The organism is Acidovorax sp. Root275, from assembly GCF_001428965.1.
Taxonomy (GTDB): domain Bacteria; phylum Pseudomonadota; class Gammaproteobacteria; order Burkholderiales; family Burkholderiaceae_C; genus Acidovorax; species Acidovorax radicis.
Genome location: NZ_LMJH01000010.1, coordinates 320,254 through 339,972 on the forward strand (window position 1 = coordinate 320,254; position 19,719 = coordinate 339,972).

Annotated in this window: 19 protein-coding genes; 8 read left to right on the forward strand and 11 right to left on the reverse strand. The window is 62.4% G+C overall.

The window, feature by feature from the left end; translation table 11 throughout:
• Window position 1: 1 nt before the first annotated feature.
• Together ASE52_RS20900 and ASE52_RS20905 are read right to left on the reverse strand one after the other, a co-directional pair.
• Window positions 2-610, reverse strand: coding sequence for a PilN domain-containing protein (locus ASE52_RS20900; RefSeq protein ID WP_057228943.1), 609 nt, complete (start codon window positions 608-610; stop codon window positions 2-4).
• Window positions 607-1,686 (reverse strand): pilus assembly protein PilM, encoded by a 1,080-nt coding sequence (locus ASE52_RS20905; RefSeq protein WP_010462139.1) that lies wholly within the window; start codon window positions 1,684-1,686, stop codon window positions 607-609. Before ASE52_RS20905 ends, ASE52_RS20900 begins: the two co-directional genes overlap by 4 nt.
• 268 nt (window positions 1,687-1,954) lie before the next feature.
• Between ASE52_RS20905 and ASE52_RS20910 the strand changes: the two genes are divergently transcribed.
• Window positions 1,955-4,348 carry a penicillin-binding protein 1A gene (locus ASE52_RS20910; RefSeq protein ID WP_057228944.1) on the forward strand — a complete coding sequence of 798 codons (2,394 nt, stop codon included), beginning with the start codon at window positions 1,955-1,957 and terminating at the stop codon, window positions 4,346-4,348.
• A 236-nt stretch (window positions 4,349-4,584) separates the two neighbouring features.
• Here the strand turns inward: ASE52_RS20910 and cyaY are convergent, their stop codons facing one another.
• Entirely contained in the window at window positions 4,585-4,914 is a 330-nt protein-coding gene (cyaY, locus tag ASE52_RS20915; RefSeq protein ID WP_010462142.1) for an iron donor protein CyaY, read from the reverse strand.
• A 12-nt stretch (window positions 4,915-4,926) separates the two neighbouring features.
• Here cyaY and ASE52_RS25360 point away from each other — a divergent pair, with 12 nt between their 5' ends.
• Entirely contained in the window at window positions 4,927-5,136 is a 210-nt protein-coding gene (locus ASE52_RS25360; protein ID WP_081474608.1) for a lipoprotein, read from the forward strand.
• Window positions 5,137-5,258: 122 nt separating this feature from the next.
• Window positions 5,259-6,077 (forward strand): MBL fold metallo-hydrolase, encoded by an 819-nt coding sequence (locus tag ASE52_RS20920; protein WP_057229645.1) that lies wholly within the window; start codon window positions 5,259-5,261, stop codon window positions 6,075-6,077.
• Window positions 6,078-6,171: 94 nt separating this feature from the next.
• Here the strand turns inward: ASE52_RS20920 and ASE52_RS20925 are convergent, their stop codons facing one another.
• The 5 genes from ASE52_RS20925 to ASE52_RS20945 all read right to left on the reverse strand — a co-directional run bounded on the left by ASE52_RS20925 (window position 6,172) and on the right by ASE52_RS20945 (window position 12,356).
• Complete coding sequence (locus ASE52_RS20925) at window positions 6,172-6,822, reverse strand: protein-methionine-sulfoxide reductase heme-binding subunit MsrQ (protein WP_057228946.1); 651 nt, start codon at window positions 6,820-6,822, stop codon at window positions 6,172-6,174.
• Window positions 6,823-6,898: 76 nt separating this feature from the next.
• Window positions 6,899-7,903 carry a protein-methionine-sulfoxide reductase catalytic subunit MsrP gene (gene msrP, locus ASE52_RS20930; protein ID WP_057228948.1) on the reverse strand — a complete coding sequence of 335 codons (1,005 nt, stop codon included), beginning with the start codon at window positions 7,901-7,903 and terminating at the stop codon, window positions 6,899-6,901.
• 168 nt (window positions 7,904-8,071) lie between these two features.
• Entirely contained in the window at window positions 8,072-9,421 is a 1,350-nt protein-coding gene (gene ccsB, locus ASE52_RS20935) for a c-type cytochrome biogenesis protein CcsB (protein WP_057228950.1), read from the reverse strand.
• Window positions 9,418-11,571: a cytochrome c biogenesis protein ResB gene (locus ASE52_RS20940; RefSeq protein WP_057228952.1), complete on the reverse strand. Its 2,154-nt coding sequence runs from the start codon at window positions 11,569-11,571 to the stop codon at window positions 9,418-9,420. The genes ccsB and ASE52_RS20940 overlap by 4 nt, the downstream gene beginning before the upstream one ends.
• Before the next feature lie 155 nt (window positions 11,572-11,726).
• Window positions 11,727-12,356, reverse strand: coding sequence for a c-type cytochrome (locus ASE52_RS20945; RefSeq protein WP_010462150.1), 630 nt, complete (start codon window positions 12,354-12,356; stop codon window positions 11,727-11,729).
• 72 nt (window positions 12,357-12,428) lie between these two features.
• Here ASE52_RS20945 and yihA point away from each other — a divergent pair, with 72 nt between their 5' ends.
• Together yihA and ASE52_RS20955 are read left to right on the forward strand one after the other, a co-directional pair.
• Window positions 12,429-13,178, forward strand: a complete 750-nt coding sequence (gene yihA / locus ASE52_RS20950; protein ID WP_082606973.1) for a ribosome biogenesis GTP-binding protein YihA/YsxC — start codon at window positions 12,429-12,431, stop codon at window positions 13,176-13,178.
• A 50-nt stretch (window positions 13,179-13,228) separates the two neighbouring features.
• Window positions 13,229-14,149: an alpha/beta hydrolase gene (locus ASE52_RS20955; RefSeq protein WP_057228956.1), complete on the forward strand. Its 921-nt coding sequence runs from the start codon at window positions 13,229-13,231 to the stop codon at window positions 14,147-14,149.
• A gap of 49 nt (window positions 14,150-14,198) precedes the next feature.
• On the opposite strand, the gene ASE52_RS20960 is transcribed toward ASE52_RS20955, so the two are convergent.
• Window positions 14,199-15,068, reverse strand: a complete 870-nt coding sequence (locus ASE52_RS20960) for a lipid A biosynthesis acyltransferase (protein WP_057228959.1) — start codon at window positions 15,066-15,068, stop codon at window positions 14,199-14,201.
• Window positions 15,065-15,919, reverse strand: coding sequence for a lysophospholipid acyltransferase family protein (locus tag ASE52_RS20965; RefSeq protein WP_057228961.1), 855 nt, complete (start codon window positions 15,917-15,919; stop codon window positions 15,065-15,067). The genes ASE52_RS20960 and ASE52_RS20965 overlap by 4 nt, the downstream gene beginning before the upstream one ends.
• Before the next feature lie 132 nt (window positions 15,920-16,051).
• Between ASE52_RS20965 and metK the strand changes: the two genes are divergently transcribed.
• The 3 genes from metK (at window position 16,052) to ASE52_RS20980 (ending at window position 18,333) form a co-directional block, all read left to right on the forward strand.
• The gene (gene metK / locus ASE52_RS20970) at window positions 16,052-17,233 is read left to right on the forward strand and encodes a methionine adenosyltransferase (RefSeq protein ID WP_010462160.1); all 1,182 of its coding nucleotides are present in this window, start codon (window positions 16,052-16,054) and stop codon (window positions 17,231-17,233) included.
• Between the two features lie 408 nt (window positions 17,234-17,641).
• Window positions 17,642-17,827, forward strand: coding sequence for a DUF1328 domain-containing protein (locus ASE52_RS20975; RefSeq protein ID WP_057228964.1), 186 nt, complete (start codon window positions 17,642-17,644; stop codon window positions 17,825-17,827).
• Window positions 17,828-17,874: 47 nt separating this feature from the next.
• Window positions 17,875-18,333, forward strand: a complete 459-nt coding sequence (locus ASE52_RS20980) for a hemerythrin domain-containing protein (RefSeq protein ID WP_057228966.1) — start codon at window positions 17,875-17,877, stop codon at window positions 18,331-18,333.
• A gap of 43 nt (window positions 18,334-18,376) precedes the next feature.
• On the opposite strand, the gene ASE52_RS20985 is transcribed toward ASE52_RS20980, so the two are convergent.
• Complete coding sequence (locus ASE52_RS20985; RefSeq protein ID WP_010462166.1) at window positions 18,377-19,618, reverse strand: diguanylate cyclase; 1,242 nt, start codon at window positions 19,616-19,618, stop codon at window positions 18,377-18,379.
• Window positions 19,619-19,719 lie beyond the last annotated feature (101 nt).

Here is a 19,719-nt window from a genome sequence, read left to right on the forward strand (position 1 = left end):
TCTATTTCCCAATCGCCGCACTGGCAGTATCTTTGGCTTTTTGTGCCTCGCCGGTTCGCATTAGTCGGAAGCGCAAATTGAATGTAGACACTCGGCGCTGATCCCTAGACGTCAGTGCAATGTTACTCGCCACAATTTCCACCAATTCCGGCTTGGACAACCACGGAGTGTTATCAGTCAAATTTCGAAGCATTTCAGACACACGCTCGTTAGACTGAGCAACACCTTGCATGGCAATAACCTGCTCAGTTTGCTTAATACTAGTCACGTACGCTCCCTCCGGTATCTGGCGCACAAGTTCATTAAGTAAATGAACAGGGAGGTTGCGATCAGACTGAAGATCTTCTACAGCTTTCTGCCTAGCCCGCAAAGCAGCAATCTCGTCTTCAATGGTTGCAATTTCCTTGATTTGTTCTTCAAGGACTTTAATTTCGCTCTGCAGGAATGTATTGCGCTGTTGCTGAGCGGTGATCATCATCTGGAACCACCAATAGACCGCGCCAGCGATGGCGAGGCCAATCAGAAAGGAAGCGAACATCGTCGCCTGAAAGGCTTCCTTTCGACGCTTGCGCGCGGCTTCCCGGTGAGGAAGTAAATTGATCAAAATCACTGCAGGAACCTCCGCATGGCCAGACCGCACGAGGTCAAATAGGATGGCGCTTCACGCACCATTTTTTTCAAACGAACGGAACTTCCAATTTCCATCCCATCAAACGGATTGACTGCACTGCAAGCAAAGCCCGTTTGCTGGGTAACAGCTTCCGTCAAACCAGGCAGTGGCGCCGAACCGCCAGCGAGCATGATGTGATCCACACGGTTATGGGGCGTACTAGTGAAGAAGAACTGCAGAGCACGACCAATCTCCTGGGCCATGCTGTCGACAAACGGCCGAAGCACGGCAGATTGATAGTCTTCTGGGAGATCGCCATTTCGCTTTTTACTTTCAGCTTCTTCCACCGAGAAACCGTATTGGCGAACGATCAACTGGGTCAGCTGGGCTCCACCGAAGGCCTGGTCACGGTCGTACATCACTTCTTCGTTGCGAATGACCTGCATGCTGGTGGTGAGCGCACCCACCTCAAAAAGCGCGACCATTGCGTCTACGCCTTTCTTGGGCAACGCCTCTATCAAGCGCCCTGCGGCCAATCGAGAAGCGTGGGATTCAATGTCAACCACCACAGGCTTGAGACCAGCTGCTTCCGCCAGCCCTTGGCGGTCCTGGACTTTTTCACGCCGTGACGCCGCAATGAGAACGTCTACGTCGCCTGGCGCATTTTTGCTGGGCCCGATCACGCAGAAATCCAGACTCACTTCGTCAAGCGAAAAAGGAATGTACTGATTGGCCTCCGATTCGACCTGAACTTCGAGTTCTTGCTCGGTCATGCCGCCCGGCAACGTGATCTTCTTGGTGATGACCGCCGAGGGCGGCAACGCCAAGGCAACGTTCTTGGTCCGCGTGCCACTTTTCTTTACCAGGCGGCGCAATGCATCCGCCACTTCGTCGAATTTTTCGATGTTGCCATCTGTAATCCAGCCACGCTCCAGCGGTTCGATCGCGCAGCGCTCGAGAACCAAGCCGCCCGCTTTATCGCGCCCGAGTTCCACCAGTTTGACACTGGAGGAGCTGATGTCGATTCCCAGCAGTGGCGGAGACTGGCGACTGAACAAAGACCCCATTGAGCTCAAGATTGGTCCCCTGTAACTTGCCAAAATGAGGCAACAAAACTTAACACTTCACATGAATGCTATCAGTAAGATAGTTCTCCAGCAAAGATTTTTCCCCGCGTAACACTTGCGGAGCGTTGCCAAAAGCAGACGATTTTTGGATGGCTTGCAACACCGTTCGGCGACGGTGGGGCGCCTTTTGGCGCCCAGGCACGGACGGCGCATTGCGATTTTTAGAGCCGGGGAGCGGACATTTTTATAATGGGCGCTCTTACCCCTTCGGAGCGATATGCCGCCCTCTTCATCAAAGTCCTCTGACAAGCCGGACTCCTCCTCCGCTCCTGCGCGCGCCACGTGGCTCCGCTGGCTTGTACGCGCCGCCCTCTGGATGGCAGGACTGGCAACCGCAGCCGCGTTAGGGGTGGCATTGACCATCGCTGTGGCATTGGCCGTGGCTTATCCGAACCTGCCAGATGTCTCTGATCTCGCGGACTACCGGCCCAAGCTGCCGTTGCGCGTCTACTCTGCCGAAGGCGCTCTGCTGGGCGAATTCGGCGAGGAGCGTCGCAATCTCACCCCCATCGGAGAAATTCCCCAAGTCATGAAAGACGCGGTATTGGCCATTGAGGATGCCCGCTTCTTTCAGCACGGTGGGGTTGACTACAAAGGGGTTATTCGCGCGGGTTTGGCCAACCTCGGCCGTGTAAAGAGCCAGGGCGCCTCCACTATCACAATGCAGGTAGCGCGCAATGTTTACCTCTCCTCAGAGAAAACATTTACACGCAAAATTTACGAAATCTTACTGACATTCAAGCTGGAGCATTTACTGACCAAAGATCAGATTCTTGAGATTTACATGAATCAGATTTACTTGGGCAACCGTGCATATGGCTTTGCGGCTGCGTCAGAAGCGTATTTTGGCAAACCCCTGAAATCTGTGTCGGTGGCTGAAGCGGCCATGCTGGCGGGCCTTCCCAAAGCACCCTCCGCATACAACCCTATCAGCAACCCGAAACGGGCGCGGTCCCGGCAGCTCTACATCATTGAGCGCATGGAAGAAAACGGCTTCATCACCACCGAGCAGGCCACAGGCGCCAAGAAGGAAGAACTCAAAATCCGCTCCGGCCCGGACAACACCCGAATTCACGCAGAGTATGTTGCCGAGATGGCGCGCCAGTTGATCTTCACGCAGTATGGCAACGAAGCCTACACACGCGGACTCAACGTCTACACCACCCTCAATGCGGCAGAGCAAGAGGCTGCGTATGGGGCGCTGCGCCGGGGCATCATGGACTACGAGCGCCGCCAGCAATACCGCGGCCCAGAGAAGTTTGTGGTTTTGCCGACTGCCGCCCAGGAAGTCGAAGACGCCATTGATGACGCGCTGGCCAATCACCCGGACAACGGCGATGTCCTCTCCGCCGTCGTCCTTGAGGCCTCGCCCCGCAAGATCGTGGCAGCCCGCGCCAGTGGCGATACGCTCGAAATCACCGGCGACGGCCTGAAACCCGCGCAATCTGGCCTGAGTGACAAGGCGCCACCCAATATCAAGATCCGCCGTGGCGCCGTGATCCGGGTGGTGAAGACACCCAAGAACGCCTGGGAAATTACGCAGCTCCCCGAAGTGGAAGGCGCCCTGGTGGCATTGGACCCGCGCAGCGGAGCCATCCGGGCCCTGGTGGGCGGCTTTGACTTCGACAAGAACAAGTTCAACCACGCCGCCCAGGCATGGCGCCAGCCCGGGTCGAGCTTCAAGCCTTTCATCTACTCCGCAGCACTGGAGAAGGGGTTCACGCCCGCCACGGTCATCAACGATGCCCCTCTGTTCTTTGATGCCGGCGTGACGGGTGGCCAGCCATGGGAACCCAAGAACTACGATGGAAAGTACGACGGCCCGATGAGCATGCGCACAGGTCTCGCCAAGTCCAAGAACATGATCTCGATTCGCATCTTGCAGGCCGTGGGGCCCAAGACCGCACAGGAGTGGGTATCCCGCTTTGGCTTCGATGCGGAGAAGCACCCTGCCTACCTCACGATGGCCCTGGGTGCTGGCTCCGTCACCCCCCTCCAGATGGCCACGGCTTACTCCGTGTTTGCCAACGGCGGATATCGCGTGAACCCCTGGTTGATCGCCAAGGTCACCGACCACAAGGGCCGCGTCATCTCCGAGACCACTCCGCCAGTCACCTCCGAGCAACCGCGTGCAATTGATGCCCGCAATGCCTTCGTCATGAACAGCCTTTTGCAGGAGGTGACCCGGTCGGGCACCGCCGCGCGGGCTCAAGCCACGCTGAAACGGCCAGATCTCTACGGAAAGACGGGGACCACCAACGACTCTGTGGACGCATGGTTTGCTGGCTATCAGCCCACGATCGCTGCGGTGACCTGGATTGGCTATGACACCCCACGCAACCTGGGAAGCCGCGAAACAGGTGGCGGTCTCAGTCTGCCGGTGTGGATCAGCTTCATGGAGCGCGCGCTCAAGGGCGTGCCCGTCATGGAGCCCACGGTGCCTGCTGGCGTGGTGAATGTGGGCGGGGAATGGTTTTACGAGGAATACGCACGCAACAGCGGTATTCCAAGTGTGGGCCTGGATGACCGCTCGGCATCACCTGCAGTTGCGCCGCACGCACCACCCCCGACGGAAGAGCGAAACCGCATCCTGGATCTCTTCCGCAACTGACAGGACCGCGCGTTCTGCAAACCGCCCAAGAGCCTATTTACGATCTCGCGGGGGTCGGGTCGCGCAGCGGTCCTGGCGGGATGGGATGCTAGGCGCGGCGCTTGTGGATAGCCCGGCTATCAACAAGCGCCGCAACGCCGCAGACCGCCCACCCAGACCTCTGCCCGAAGGGTTGGAGCGAAATCGGGCGAGATCGTAAACAGGCTCTAAGCTACTTGTGCCACCCGGGCAGAGGTTCAGGCCGAAAACTCCAGCGGCAATCCCGCTTGCCGGGCTGCGTCGCGGCTCAGGCAGTCAAAGAACTCGCCGGCACCTTTGGTGTCCTGCCAGGCCTGGCCGTCAAAACGGTAGTGGTATCCACCGGACCGGGCTGCCATCCAGACCTCGTGCAGCGGCTTTTGCAGATTGATAACGATCTGGGAACGGTTGGGAAAGGTCAGTGTCACCATGCCCCCGGAACGCTGGGCGTCCACATCGGCATCCGTCGCATCGTTGATGCGATCACAGCTGCGCTCGACGGCGAGGAGCAGTTTTTCGGCGTGGTCCATGAATTCGAGGTCGGTCATTACAATTTGCGCATGTTGAAAGCTTCCCAAATTCTAGTCAGGACGCTTGTCCTTGCTGCCAGTGCGGCAGCCCTTGCAGGTTGCGGTCAACGGGGCCCTCTGCATTTACCCAGTGGCCCGGCGGCCGCGCAGCGTGCCACGCTGCCCCAGACGCTGACCCCCAACGTCGGAACCTCCGCCCCTGCCGAGGCCCCCGCAAACGCAGCCTCTGCGCCGCGCTAAAACGCTGCAGACGGACCGGGGCACCCGCTCCGGCAGCCAATACCCAGGGCACTTGATTTCTATCAAGGAGGCCTCGCAGGGTCAATCGTACAGTTCGTGCTTTATTGCACCGCAGGATGGCCATGGCCCTCGAACTCTACCGCGACAAGAACCACGCTTGCCTGATGTTCACCGACCTCATCGAGGAGGACGGCCAGGCCGTTCAGGCCAATCAGTTCTTGATCGTGGACGACGATACCGGCGCCATCATCGACCCCGGTGGCAACCTGGCTTTCAACGAGCTGTTCATGGGAATGACCAAACATTTCCCACCACACAAGCTTTCGTACCTCATCGCCTCACACGCCGATCCAGACATCATTGCCTCGCTGGACCGCTGGATGACGAGCACCAAGGCCGACCTGGTGATCTCGCGCGTCTGGGAACGTTTTGCCCCCCATTTCACGAAGGTGGGCAAGACGGAGAACCGCGTCATCGGCGTGCCCGACAGTGGCGGTCACTTGCCGCTGGGCCGCCATGAACTGGTGCTGTTGCCCGCGCATTTCATGCATTCCGAGGGCAACTTCCACTTCTATGACCCGGTGAGCCGCATCCTCTTCACCGGTGACCTGGGCGTGTCCATGATGTCGGGCGCCGAGGCGCGCGTGCCGGTGACCGAGCTCAAGGCCCACATCCCGCGCATGGAGGGGTTTCACCGCCGCTATATGGTCTCCAACAAGATCCTGCGGCTGTGGGTCCGCATGGTGCGGCAACTGGATATTTCCATGCTGGTGCCGCAGCATGGCGCACCCATCATGGGCAAGCAGGCGATCAGTGATTTCTTCACCTGGATCGAGAACCTCATGTGTGGCATCGACCTGTTCGACGATCGGGCCTACCAGATTCCCACCGGCTACATCGACCCCGTAACCCGGCAGACGCGCCCGGGACCTGAGCGATAACCGCAGGCACCATAAATTCGAATGAAACTCACCTCTAGCGCTTGTCCATCAAGCGCTATTAGCTATTATTTTTGGAGCATACCCCACACAGAGACTACCGTGCGCGCGCGCCCGACACCTTTGCACCCGCTGCGCCCGGCACCGCCTGCCGCTTGCGCATGCGGTGCCATAACCGCCAGCCCAGCAGGGCTGCAAGAACCAGCGCATACACCGCCACCTCGCCAAAGTTATTCTTGCCAGCACGCATCCAAAAGAAGTGCAGGATGGCCAGCCCCGCCACTGCGTACACGCTGCGATGCAATGCCTGCCAGCGCTTCCCGCCCAGTGCTTTGATGGCGCGGTTGAACGATGTAGCGGCAAGCAGCGTGAGCAGCAGCAGCGCCAAAGACCCCACCAGGATGAACGGCCGCTTGACGATGTCGCGCACGATGTCCGGCACGTCAAAGCCCATGTCGAACCATGCGTAGCTCAGCAGGTGCAGCAGGCCGTAGAAGAACACGAACAAACCCAGCATGCGCCGAAAGCGCGCCAGCTGGGGTGTGGAGGTGATCACGCGCAGTGGCGTGATGGCCAGTACCAGGCACAGGGCACGCAGTGTCCAATCGCCGGTGGCGCGGATCAGCGCTTCGGCCGGGTTGGCGCCCAGTTCGTTGGCCGCCGTGGCGTAGACCAGCCACACCAGCGGGAACAGGCACAGCACAAAGACCACAGGCTTGGCGGCGGGATGGAGCAGAAGTTTGCGCATGGCGATCCGTGCCCTCTTCTGCCACCAGAACGACAGCCCGAGCGGAAGAAAAAAGGGCAAAAAGGGCGTACGGCGATCAGTAGAACTTTTTGAGGTCCATGCCCGCGTAGAGCTGGCCCACCTGGGCTTCGTAGCCGTTGAACATCAGCGTCTTGCGCTTTTTCGCGAACAGGCCGTCTTCGCCGATGCGCCGCTCGGTGGCCTGGCTCCAGCGGGGGTGGTCCACCTCGGGGTTCACGTTCGAGTAGAAACCGTATTCCTGCTTGGCCGCCTTGTTCCAGGCCGTGCCAGGCTCCTTCTCGACAAAGCGGATCTTGACAATGCTCTTGGCGCTCTTGAAACCGTACTTCCACGGCACCACCAGGCGCACGGGCGCGCCGTTCTGGTTGGGCAGCACCTCGCCATACATGCCAAAGGCGAGCAGCGTGAGGGGATTCATCGCCTCGTCCATGCGCAGACCCTCCACATAGGGCCAGTCGAGCACACGAGAGCCCACAAAAGGCATCGTCGCCTTGTCCGCCAGCGTCACAAATTCCACATACTTGGCGCTGCCTTGTGGCTCCACACGTTTGATGAGTTCTGCCAGCGAGTAGCCCACCCAGGGGATGACCATAGACCAGCCCTCCACGCAGCGCAGGCGGTAGATGCGCTCTTCCTGTGCGCTGAGCTTGATCAGGTCTTCGATGCCGTACTTGCCCGGTTTCTTGACAAGGCCCTCAACCTCCACCGTCCAGGGGGTGGTCTTGAGGGTATGGGCGTTGCGTGCAGGGTCGGCCTTGTCAGTGCCAAACTCATAGAAGTTGTTGTAGGTGCTCGCGTCCTTGTAGTCGGTGAGCTTCTCCATCGATACCGCCCCGGCCACGGTGGACTTGGCGCCCGCCAGCGCGGCGAGCTTGTTGGGCCGCACCACCTGCGCCTGCTGGGCCAGCGCCTCGCGGCCCGCCCACGTGGCGAGCGCGGCACCCGCCGCACCGCCTGCCATCAGCCGGAGCATCTGGCGCCGGTCTTCGTAGACCGTGCGGGGCGTGATTTCGGAGGAGTGGGGGTGGTTAAAACCCGAATCGCGCGATGGAATCAGCATGGGAGGCTCCGGTCATGGTCTGGTTGAAACAGCTGCTGCGGTAGAGCAGGACAACTGTTAGTTCGTTCCCTGGACCGCTCAGGTTACACCGAAGACGCAATAGTTGTTGCCCTGCCCCCTATGCCCGGCATCCCCGTCACTGCATCACTGCATCACTGCATCACAGCATCACAGCGTACCGTAGCTGTGCAAGCCGCTCAGGAACATGTTCACACCCAGAAACGCGAACGTGGTCACCGCCAGGCCCACCAGCGCCCACCAGGCGGACACGGTGCCACGCAGGCCCTTCATGAGGCGCATGTGCAGCCAGGCGGCATAGTTCAGCCAGACAATCAGCGCCCAAGTCTCCTTCGGGTCCCAGCTCCAGTAGCCGCCCCACGCCTCGGCCGCCCACAGGGCGCCCAGCACGGTGGCGATGGTGAAGAACGCAAAGCCCACGGCGATGGACTTGTACATCACGTCGTCGAGGATCTCGAACGACGGCAGGCGCGCCGCGATGCGTTTGCGGCCCAGCAAGATGCCCGCGACGATCAGTGCGGAGATGCCGAAGTACACCATCCAGTAGCTGCCGCCATTCTCGGTGGCCCCCTGGCGGAAGACGATGGGCTCGAAACACAGCACCACGCCCAGCAGCCACAGCGGCGCCAGCTTGTACCAGCGGGTCTCGGTGGCCTGTTGCTTGATCAGGTAGGCAAAGGCCACCATCGCAGCCAGCGCGAACGTACCGTAGCCGATGAAGTTGGCCGGCACATGCAGCTTCATCCACCAGCTCTTCAAGGCCGGCACCAGGGGCTGGATCTCGTGCGCTTCGCGCACCACGGTGTACCAGAGCAGAAAGCCCACGGCCGCACTGACCACCAGCATCACAAAGCCGCCCAGTGCCCGCGTGTCGTACTGCTGTTCGTAGTACAGGTAGAACGCCGCCGTCATCCAGCAGAACAGCACGAACACTTCATACAGGTTGCTCACCGGGATGTGGCCGATGTCCGGGCCGATGAGATAACTCTCGTACCAGCGCACCAGCGTGCCGATGAGCGCCATGGCCACAGCCACCCACGCAATGCGGGAGCCCAGCATGCTCATGGTCTTGCCCTCTCCGCGCGAGAACATGCCGACCCAGTAGAAGATGGTGCTCATGAAGAACAGCATGCTCATCCAAAGGATGGCGGACTGGCTGGACAGGAAATACTTGAGGCCGAACACCGTGTCGGCCCGCGCCAGGCTGCCCGCACCATCTTGCTGGTAGAGGCCGATGGCCAACAGGGCCACGGCCGCCACGATCAGCATCAACGCGCGCAGCGGGCGCCAGAACCAGCCCAGCCAGATGGTGCACGGGATGGCGCCCAGCAGGATGCCCTTCTCGTACACATCCATGAAGCTGCCGTAACGCTGCAGCGCATACAGCCCCCCTGCCACGACGATGGCGGCAAACAGCCAGTCGAACCAGTTGCGGCGGGCAAAGAAGCCCTCGTTCAGGGTGATTGTGGTGGCCGTGGAGGAAGAAGTCGCGGTGTTCATGCGGTGCCTTCGCGGGGCGATGCCCCGATCAGTTTCTGTGCAAGCTGGACAAACTCCTGGTCGCCGTCCATGGTCTTGCGATTGGTGGACAAGGCCATGGTGGCGTGGGTGTGACCACCCTGTGGCGCCACCCAGACCCAGACCCGCCGTTCGCGCACGTAGAGCATGGCAAAAACGCCCAGGATCAGCAAGGCACAACCCAGATAGACAACATTCTTGCCAGGGGCTCGGGCCACCTGGAAGACGCTGGCCTGCACCTGGGTGAAGTCCTTGAGTTCAAACGCCAGCGGCGCGGGGTAGATCTGCGCGTCGGACAGAGAAAGGACCGCCTGGGTCATGAAACCCTGGGTCTGGTCGTCTTGTGGCAGCGGCGGCAGGCCGGCACGCTGGCGCGAAAGCTGTGCCACCTCGAACAGCGTGCCGTTCAGAATGCGCACCAGTACCTCGCCCGCCCGTGCGCGCTCGGCTTCGGGCACATTGGCTTCCATAAAGTCCGACACCGCCTGCAGACCCCCGGTCGGTTTGCCATCCACCATGCCCCGGCCCGCGAACAGCGCCAAGGCCCGCGACGCCGATTGCTGCAGCTGCTCGGCCAGGTCGGTGCGCGAGGCATCGATGGCCTGTGCCACATAGCGGCGCACCGCCTGTTCGCGCGCTTCGGGATCGGCCAACACCGCCTTCATGCGCATGAAACCGTCCATGCTGCCCTTGTCATCGGCCGGCACCCGCAGGTACCGGAACGGCTCCGCAGGGGTTTCGCGCACACCCAGCAGAAACACCGGCACGCCGTCGCCCGTGTCCACGGGCAGCATGTAGTTGTGAAACTCGCGCGCCTGGCCCGCAGCGTCCCGCAGCTTGTAGCTCACGCTGGGGCCCACGTTGCGCAGCTCTTTTTTGGTGACGGTCTTGTTGGCAGCGCCCAGGCGGGACTCCACCGACTCGCGCAGGTCCACCTTGCGCACATCCACACCGCTGCCTCCGGGGCCTGCGCCCCCGAAGTTCTCGACATTGATGGTGCGCAACGCCGTGAATTCCAGCGTCAGCGTGCCGCTGCCCGGAGCGCCCCCGTTATTGGTCAGCTGGGTGGAGTTGCCCACCACCCCTTCCACCTCAATGGGCTTGGCTTCGGCCACCATGGGCACGCCACGCAGCTTGAGGTGCGAGCCACCGTCGTCAAAGCTCGACTGGTAGATCTCGATGCCTTTGTAACTGGCCGGGTGGTTCACCTCCACGCGCGCCGGAATCTTCTCGCCCGTGGCCTTGTCATGGATGACGATCTCGCTGGCGAATAGCTTGGGCATGCCCGTGGAGTAATGCTCCACGATGAACTTCTTGAGTTCGATGGCAAACGGCAGGTCCTGCAGCAGGACGCCATCGGACTGGTTCAGGATGGCTGTGCTCGACTGCGTGCCTTCAGCCACCAGCAGGTTGCCCCGGAAGGTAGGGTTGCGTTCGGACAGCCGGTGCTCGGGCTTCACATCGGCAATCAGCCCGCCGCCTTGGTAGGGGGTTTTGCCACCCAGCAGCATCTGTGCGCGCACGATGAGGTCGCCGTCCAGCAGGCCGCCCACACACACCAGCACGATGGCGCTGTGCGCGGCGATATAGCCGAGCTTGTTGGCAGCACCCGCCTTGGCCGCCACCATCCAGCCCGTGCCGGGACCTGCGGCCGTATCGCGCTGCTGCAGGCGCACCTTCCAGCCACCGCCGGCCATCAGCGTACCGATGCGGCGCGCCTCGGCCTCTGCGGAACCGCTGAGTTCAGCCTCTGCCTTGTGGTGAAACGCCTTGAGGCTTTGTTCGCGGATGTTCTCCTTGTAGACCTTGAGGTCGATGAGGATCTTGGGCGTGTTGCGGGCGATGCACAGCGAAGTGCTGATCACCAGAAACGCCAGGATCATCAAGAACCACCAGGCGCTGTACACCGCATTGAGCTGGATGGCGCCAAACAACTCGGCCCAGAAGGGGCCGAACTGGTTGACGTAGTTGACCGCGGGCTCGTGCTGCTTGAGCACCGTGCCGATCACCGAGGCAATGCAGATCACCGTCAGCAGCGAGATAGCGAACCGCATGGAGGACAGCAGCTCGATCCCGGCGCGCCAGGCCCGGGAGCCAGACTGGATGCGAAGGCCTTGGGTGAGGTCGGACATGGATGGAAGAAGGAGAGGCGAAGACGCGCGAAAGAGGGAAAGGAAAAGGGCGGGACCATCTGTGCGATGGGCCCGCCCTTTTTGGGATTGTTATTGGCGGTAGGTTCCGTGCGGCCCGACCAGAGGGACCACAAGATTGACGAAAATCAAATCAATCAGCGCAGACCGGCAATGTAGTCCGCCACGGCCTTGATTTCCTTGTCATTCAGCTTGGCGGCCACTTGCGTCATCTGGATGCTGTTGGCACGCGAGCCATCGCGGAAGGTGTTGAGCTGGGCCACCGTGTAGTCGGCGTGCTGGCCCGACAGGCGGGGGTACTGGGCGGGAATGCCCGCACCGTTGGGACTGTGGCAGCCAGCGCAGGCAGCGATCTGGCGGTCGGCAATGCCGCCGCGGTAAATCCGCTCGCCCAGGGAGACAAGGTCCTTGTCCTTGGCGAAACCGGGTTTGGCAGACTTGGAAGCCACCCAGTACGCAATGTTCTTCATGTCGTCATCCGACAGCGCGGTGGCAAAGCCCTTCATGACGGCGTTGTTGCGCTTGCCGGACTTGAATTCCTGCAGCTGCTTGACCAGGTATTCGGGGTGTTGCTGCGACAGCTTGGGATTGGCCGCAATGGCCGAGTTGCCATCGGCGCCGTGGCAGGCGGCACACACTGCGGTGTAGCTGGCCTCGCCCTTGACGAGATCCGGCTTGGCCGCTTTGGGGGCATCGCCCGCCGCATAGGCCGAAAAAACAGGTGCTGCCAGTGCGGCAGCCGTCAGCAAAGAGGCGAGCAACTTCATATCGAGGGTCTGTGTTTATGTGCGCAAAACCTCGCGATTCTACAATGAGGCTTCCTTGTAGCCCAATTCCCCATGACGACCACCTCTACCGCGCCAGTTGCTGGCTCCCTTCCGCCCGCTCCCGACGCCAAGATCGCCATGGGCTGGATGCACACAGCCAGGTTCCTGACCACGGCCGCGCAGCTGCACCACCTGCCACCCATCCACGTGCCCGAGATTGCTTTTGTGGGCCGTTCCAACGCGGGAAAATCCACCTGCATCAACACGCTCACGCAGCAAAAGCAGCTCGCCTTTGCCTCCAAAAGGCCTGGGCGCACGCAGCACATCAACCTTTTCTCTCTGGGCAAGCACGGCGTGACCGATGCAGTCCTGGCTGATCTGCCGGGCTACGGCTACGCGAAGGTGTCGCGCTCCGACAAGGTGCGCTGGCAGCAGGTGATGGTCAACTACCTGGTCAGCCGCCCCGGGCTCACCGGCATCGTCTTGCTGTGTGACCCCCGGCTCGGGTTGACCGAGCTGGACGAGGCCCTGCTTGAAGTGCTGCGCCCACGGGTCGAGGAAGGCCTGAAATTCCTCATCGTGCTGACCAAGGCGGACAAGCTCACACGCTCGGAGCAAGCCAAGATCCTGTCGATTACGCGACTGAACGCGGCCGGCGGAGAGGTGATGATGTTCTCGGCCCTCAAGAAACAAGGCGTGGACGAGGTGGCACAGCTGCTGTGGCAGTGGGCGCACCCGGCGCAAGGGCCGATCGATGCAGACCCGGCCCCCACGGATGAGCCCCCACCGCTCGATGATTCTGAGGATATTCAGTCAAATTAGGCCCTAGCGCTTACCCATCAAGCGCTATTAGCTATTAAATGCATAGCGCCATGCTCCAGACCCTGTCGACCCCCCTGCCCCACGGAACCACCCTCCACTGCCGCGTGAGCGGCGTGGCAGGCCGCCCGGTGCTGCTTTTTTTGCACGGTTTCCCCGAGGGTGCCTTCATCTGGGACGAGCTGCTGCTGCATTTTTCCCGGCCGGAAAACGGCGGCTACCGTTGCGTGGCACCCTATCTGCGCGGTTTTGGTCCCTCCAGCAGCCCGGCCGAGGTGGACGCCTACCGCGCCAAACACCTGGTGCAGGACCTGGTGGCGCTGATTGCCCACGAATGCCCTGGCGGCGCACTGGAATGCCTGGTGGCGCACGACTGGGGCGGCGCCGTGGCCTGGAACCTGGCCAACCAGCAGCCGCAATTGATGAAACGGCTGGCCATCATCAACTCCCCGCATCCCGGCGCCTTCTTGCGCGAACTGCAGCACAACCCCGCCCAGCAGGCGGGCAGCCAGTACATGCATTTTTTGTGCAGGCCGGATGCCGAGGCACTGCTGGCCGAAGACGACTTCCGCCGCCTGTTTGCTTTTTTCAACGCCCCGGACGGCAGCGCCCCCGCGTGGCTGACCGACAGCGTGCGCGCCCAGTACCGCGCCGTCTGGCAGCAGGGCCTGACCGGCGCCTGCAATTACTACCGCGCCACCCCCCTGCGCCCGCCGCGACAGGCAGAAGATGGGAATGACCCGGGCGCCCAGGCCATCACCCTGCCCGAATCGATGCTGACGGTGACGGTGCCCACGCTGGTGCTCTGGGGCATGGACGACCCGGCCCTGCTGCCCGGCCTGCTCGACGGCCTGCCGGGCTGGGTGCCGCAGCTGCAATTGCGCCAGGTGGAGAAGGCCTCGCACTGGATCGTGCACGAGCACCCCGAGCGCGTGGCCATGGAGCTGCAGCGCTTTTTGCAATCAAAACAATAGCTACCAGCGCTTGATGGGCAAGCGCCAGGAGCCCATTTGATTTAAATTTTTAGGCGTAAAAAGACGGCTCGCCCTCGGGCCGTGTCTTGAAGCGCTTGTGCACCCAGTAGTACTGGCCGGGCGACACGTCGATGTAGCTTTGCAGCCGCGTGTTCATCAAGGCGGTATCGGCCTCGGCGTCGTCCGTGGGGTAATCGGCCCAGACGGGCGAGATCTCGGCGCAGTACCCCGTGGGCGTGAGGCGGGTGACCATGGCGATCACCTTGGCCCGCCCCAGGCGTGCAAACCGCGAGAGCGACGGCACAGTGGCGGCCTGCACGCCGTAGAACGGCACGAAAAGCGAGTCGTTGCGGCCAAAGTCCATGTCCGGCAACAGGTACAGCAGGCCTCCCTTGCGCAGGTTGGCAATGATGGGTTTGACCCCGTCGTTGCGGTTGAGCATGCGCACATCGCCAAAGCGCTGGCGCCCCTCGCGGAACCACGCGTCCACGGCCGGGTCGGGGTGGGTGGAGAAGATCGAGGTGAACGCGCGCGGCGTGTGCAGCGTGAGCGCCGAGCCCCCTGCATCCATGCCGTAGAAATGGGGCGCGAAGATGATGGTGGGGGTGTCGCCCTCCAGCTCCTGCAACGCGCCGGTGAGCTTGACCCGGTCCAGCACCACATCCCGTGGCGCAAACCACAGCCAGCTGCGGTCCAGCCAGGATTGGCAGAACACGACAAAAGTCTCTTGCGCCCAGGCGCGGCGCTGGGGCTCGGTGGCTTCGGGGTAACACAAGGCCAGATTGCGCAGCGCCACGCGGCGGCGCGGCCCGGCCAGCACGAACAGGACGCGCCCGATCAGCCAGCCCATGCCGCGCAGCACCGGCAGCGGCAGGCGCGCCAGCACCCGCATGAACCACACCCCCAGCCGCCCCATCATGCGGCCACCCCTGCAGGGTTCGCGGCCTCGGCACGGGGCTGCTTGTAGCGGGCGTAGCCCCAAAGGTATTGCTCGGGGCATTGGCGAATGAGGTGTTCCATGGCCTGGTTGATCTGCACAACGGCAACGTCCAACTGGTCCGACAGCGGTTGCGCCAGCGGCTCGAAATGGGTGACAAAACCCCGTCCCCAGGGCAGGCGCTCGCAGCGCACCAGCACCACGGCGGCACCCGTCTGCTGCGCCAGCCGCACGGCCAGGGTCATGGTGTAGGCATCGCGGCCAAAAAACGGCGCCCATTGGCCCTGCCCATCCGGCGGGACCTGGTCCGGCAGCAGGCCGACGGCCTCGCCCCGGCGCAGGGCCTTGATCATCTGCCGCACACCCGCCAGCGTGGTGGGCACGGCCAGCATGCCGGGGCGGTTGCGCGCGGTCTCCATCACCTTGGCCAGCCAGGCTTGGCGCGCGGGGCGGTACAGCACGGTGATGGGGCCGCGCTCGGCGCTCCAGCGCCGGGCGGCGGCCTGTGCCGACAACTCGAAACAACCCTGGTGCGGCGTGAGGTACAGAATGCCGCGCCCGGCTGCGTAGGCCTGCTCCACACAGGCCTCGCCTTCGATGCGACAGGGCATCGGTGCGCCCAGCCACAGGCGCGGCAGCTCGGCCACCATGCGGCCGGCATGGGCCACGGCTGCACGGACGGCGCTGAACGAATAACCGGCCAACGTCGAGTTGGCCAGGAACCGGCGCCGGTACGTGGGCGACGCACAAAAAGCCACCCAGCCCATCGCCGCACCCATGATGTGCAGCAACCACAGCGGAAATACGGAAAAGAATCGAAAGACGACTGGCATTAAAATAGCGGGGTCGCTGAGTTAAATGAGCAACTTGCAGGGCGACGTTAAAAAAATCTGCTAAAGCGTTCGCCAAAGCTCCTTCGGGGTGAGGGCAACGCCCCAAATGCCGGAACACAGGAGTTTATTCAAATGGCGAACGACTTTCTCTTTACCTCGGAATCCGTCTCCGAAGGCCACCCCGACAAGGTGGCCGACCAGATCTCGGACGCGATTCTCGATGCCATCTTCAAGCAGGACCCCCGCAGCCGCGTCGCCGCCGAAACGCTGACCAACACTGGCCTCGTGGTGTTGGCCGGCGAGATCACCACCAACGCGCATGTAGACTACATCCAGGTGGCGCGCGACACCATCAAGCGCATCGGCTACGACAACACCGACTACGGCATCGACTACAAGGGCTGTGCCGTGCTCGTGGCGTACGACAAGCAGTCCAACGACATCGCTCAGGGCGTGGACCACGCGTCCGACGACCACCTGAACACCGGCGCCGGCGACCAGGGCCTGATGTTCGGCTATGCCTGCGACGAGACGCCGGAGCTGATGCCCGCGCCCATCTACTACGCCCACCGCCTGGTCGAGCGCCAGGCCCAGCTGCGCAAGGACGGCCGCCTGCCCTTCCTGCGCCCCGACGCCAAGTCGCAAGTGACGATGCGCTATGTGGATGGCAAGCCCCACAGCATCGACACCGTGGTGCTGTCCACCCAGCACCACCCCGACCAGAGCGAAACGCAAACCAAGATGAAGGCTTCGTTCACCGAAGCCATCATCGAAGAGATCATCAAGCCCGTGCTGCCCAAGGAATGGCTGCAGAACACGCGCTACCTGATCAACCCCACCGGCCGTTTTGTCATCGGCGGCCCCCAGGGCGACTGTGGCCTCACCGGCCGCAAGATCATCGTGGACACCTACGGCGGCGCCTGCCCCCACGGCGGCGGTGCGTTCAGCGGCAAAGACCCAACGAAGGTGGACCGCTCGGCCGCCTACGCCGCCCGCTACGTGGCCAAGAACATCGTGGCTGCCGGCCTGGCGCGCCAGTGCCAGATCCAGGTGGCCTACGCCATCGGCGTGGCCGAACCGATGAACATCACGGTGTACACCGAAGGCACGGGGGTGATCTCCGATGAGCGCATTGCCGCGCTGGTGAAGGAACAGTTCGACCTGCGCCCCAAGGGCATCATCCAGATGCTCGATCTGCTGCGCCCGATCTACGAAAAGACGGCAGCCTATGGCCACTTCGGCCGCGAAGAGCCCGAGTTCAGCTGGGAGAAGACCGATAAAGCGGCGGCACTGCGTGCTGCCGCCGGGCTGTAAAGCCCGCCGCGCGATAGCGCGGTTTTCGGTCTTCGGGCGCAGTTCATATCGCGGAAGCGATGTGAACGGAGACCAAGGTACGGACAAGGCTGCTGCACTGCGTGCAGCAGCAGGGCTGTAAGCCCTCCGCGCGGTTCGCGCGGCTTTCCGTACGTGGGCGAAGCTCATATTGCGCAGCAATGTGAGCGGAGACCAAAAGATTAGCTGTGCAGTCACAAGGCCCAAGCCGCAACGCTCCGCGTTGCGGCTTTTCTTTTTGGCGCGCCACGCCGGCCCCTGCGGGCGGCCCCCTCCTACACCCGCAGCCCGCCCACACTGACGGCGGCGGCGACGTCCCGTCGGTATCGTTCCTGCACACCCTTTCGCAGCCCCGCGCTGCCTGAACATCCACCGCAAGGAGCGACCACCATGTTGAAGTACGCCATCATTTTTGCCCTGATCTCCCTCGTGGCCGGGGCCCTGGGTTTCAGTGGTGTCGCCGCCGGCGCGGCGGGCATCGCCAAGGTGCTTTTTGTGCTGTTCCTGGTGATTGCCGTGGTGTTTGTCGCGCTGGCAGCCATAGGCGTGGGTGCCGCGCGCAAGGTGCTCAAGTAGTTCACCGCACCTTTGCAACCGCCTAAAAATTCGCCACACACCCCACCATGACCGACACCACCAACATCTTTGAAGCCTTGCGCGAAAGCCACGAGCGCCAACGCGCGCTGTACACCGCGCTCACCGACACCAGCGGAGCCACCCCCGAGCGGCGCGAGCTGTTTGACGAACTCAAGACCGAGCTGGCGGCCCATGCCATGGCCGAGGACCGCCATTTTTATGTGCCACTGATGGCACACGACGCGGGCATTGACCTGTCGCGCCACGCCATTTCAGAGCACCACCAGATCGACGAACTGGTGGAATCACTCGAAGAGACCGAACCATCGAGCCCTGCCTGGTTGCCACTGGCCAAGAAGCTGGCCGAAAAGGTGGAGCACCACCTGAAGGAAGAGGAACACCGCTTCTTCCAGATGGCTGGAAAGCTGCTGACGGAGAAGCAGAAAACCGCGCTGGCGGCGAGCTACCGGGCAGACTACGAGGACGCCAAGGCCACCCCGGCTTGACCCTCACCCGCGCGCGCGCAGCGCCGCAGGGGATTGCGTCCCTTCACACTGCTTCCTTGGCCTGCACCACGCAGTTGCGGCCGCTGGACTTGGCCACATACAAGGCCGTGTCCGCGCGCTTGATCAGGGCGTGGCTGTCTTCCTTGTGGTCCCAGGTGGCCACGCCAAAACTGGCGCTGACATGGCCCACCGCGTCGAAAGGCACGCCTGCAATGCGTGCGCGCACCGCCTCGGCCATCGCCATGGCGGCGTCCACTGGGGTTTCCTTGAGCAAGATGATGAACTCCTCGCCCCCGAAACGCGCAGCGCAGTCGGACGACCGCAGCAGTTCGCGCACGCGCAGCGCCGTGCTCTTGAGCACCACATCCCCCGAGTCATGCCCAAAGGTATCGTTGATGCGTTTGAAAAAGTCGATGTCAAACATCACCACCGACAGACTGCCCTTCTTGATGCGGGTGTCGGCCATCTCGGTCTCCAGCCTCTCAAAGAAGCGGCGGCGGTTGACCAGATCCGTCAGGAAGTCCTTGGTGGCCAGGTCTTCCAGCTTGCGGTTGAGCCGCGCCATGGGCTCGATCACCAGCGACGACAGCGACAGGTTGAGCCCGACGAACAGCAGCACAAAACTGCCCACCAGCGCCGCCATCACCGTGTTGAAGGTCTGACGCGCCTTCTCCAGCGGGAAGTACATCGGCACCTTCACCACCTGGATGCCCACCGTCTCGTTCATGCCCCAACCAAAGCCGTTCTTGTCGCCATAGACCTTGAGCATGGTGGGCGGCGCCACGGCCGGTGTGCTGTGGCAGGCCATGCACTGGGCCTGCTTGATGGTGATGGGGCGGGCCACATACATGGCGCGGTGCATGCCCTCGCCCACTTCGCCGGTCGCCTCCTTCTTGAGATCGGCCCGGCCTTCGCGGAAGTCGCTGATGATGCGCTCCTCCCACTCGCTGGCGCGGTCGCGCAGGTTGGTGGGGTTGAGCACCGCTTCCTTGTACTCGTAGCCCGGAAACCGGCTCTGCAGGCGGCGCAGCGTCTCGGTCGCAGCGTAGGCGGGCACGGTCTGCGGCAGGAATTTTTCGGCCAGCGTCACGTCCAGGTGCGGCTTGACGAGTTCGGTGGTGTAGTCCCGGATCGCCATGGCCGCGTGCATCATGATCTGCGAGTTGTGCTGCACCTCCTCGATGGCGGACTGCTGCAAAAAGCGGTGCACGTAGATCCCCGCACCCGCCGCTGCCACCAGCAGCACCGCCGCCAGCACCAGGTTGAATTTGAGCCGCAAAGACATGGACTTCCCTCAGGCGCCAGCGTCGGGCTGGCTTGTTGTTGGCGGTGCAGCTGCGGCCACCCCGGCCCGCCTGGCGCGCACCCATCATTCGTGGGACACAA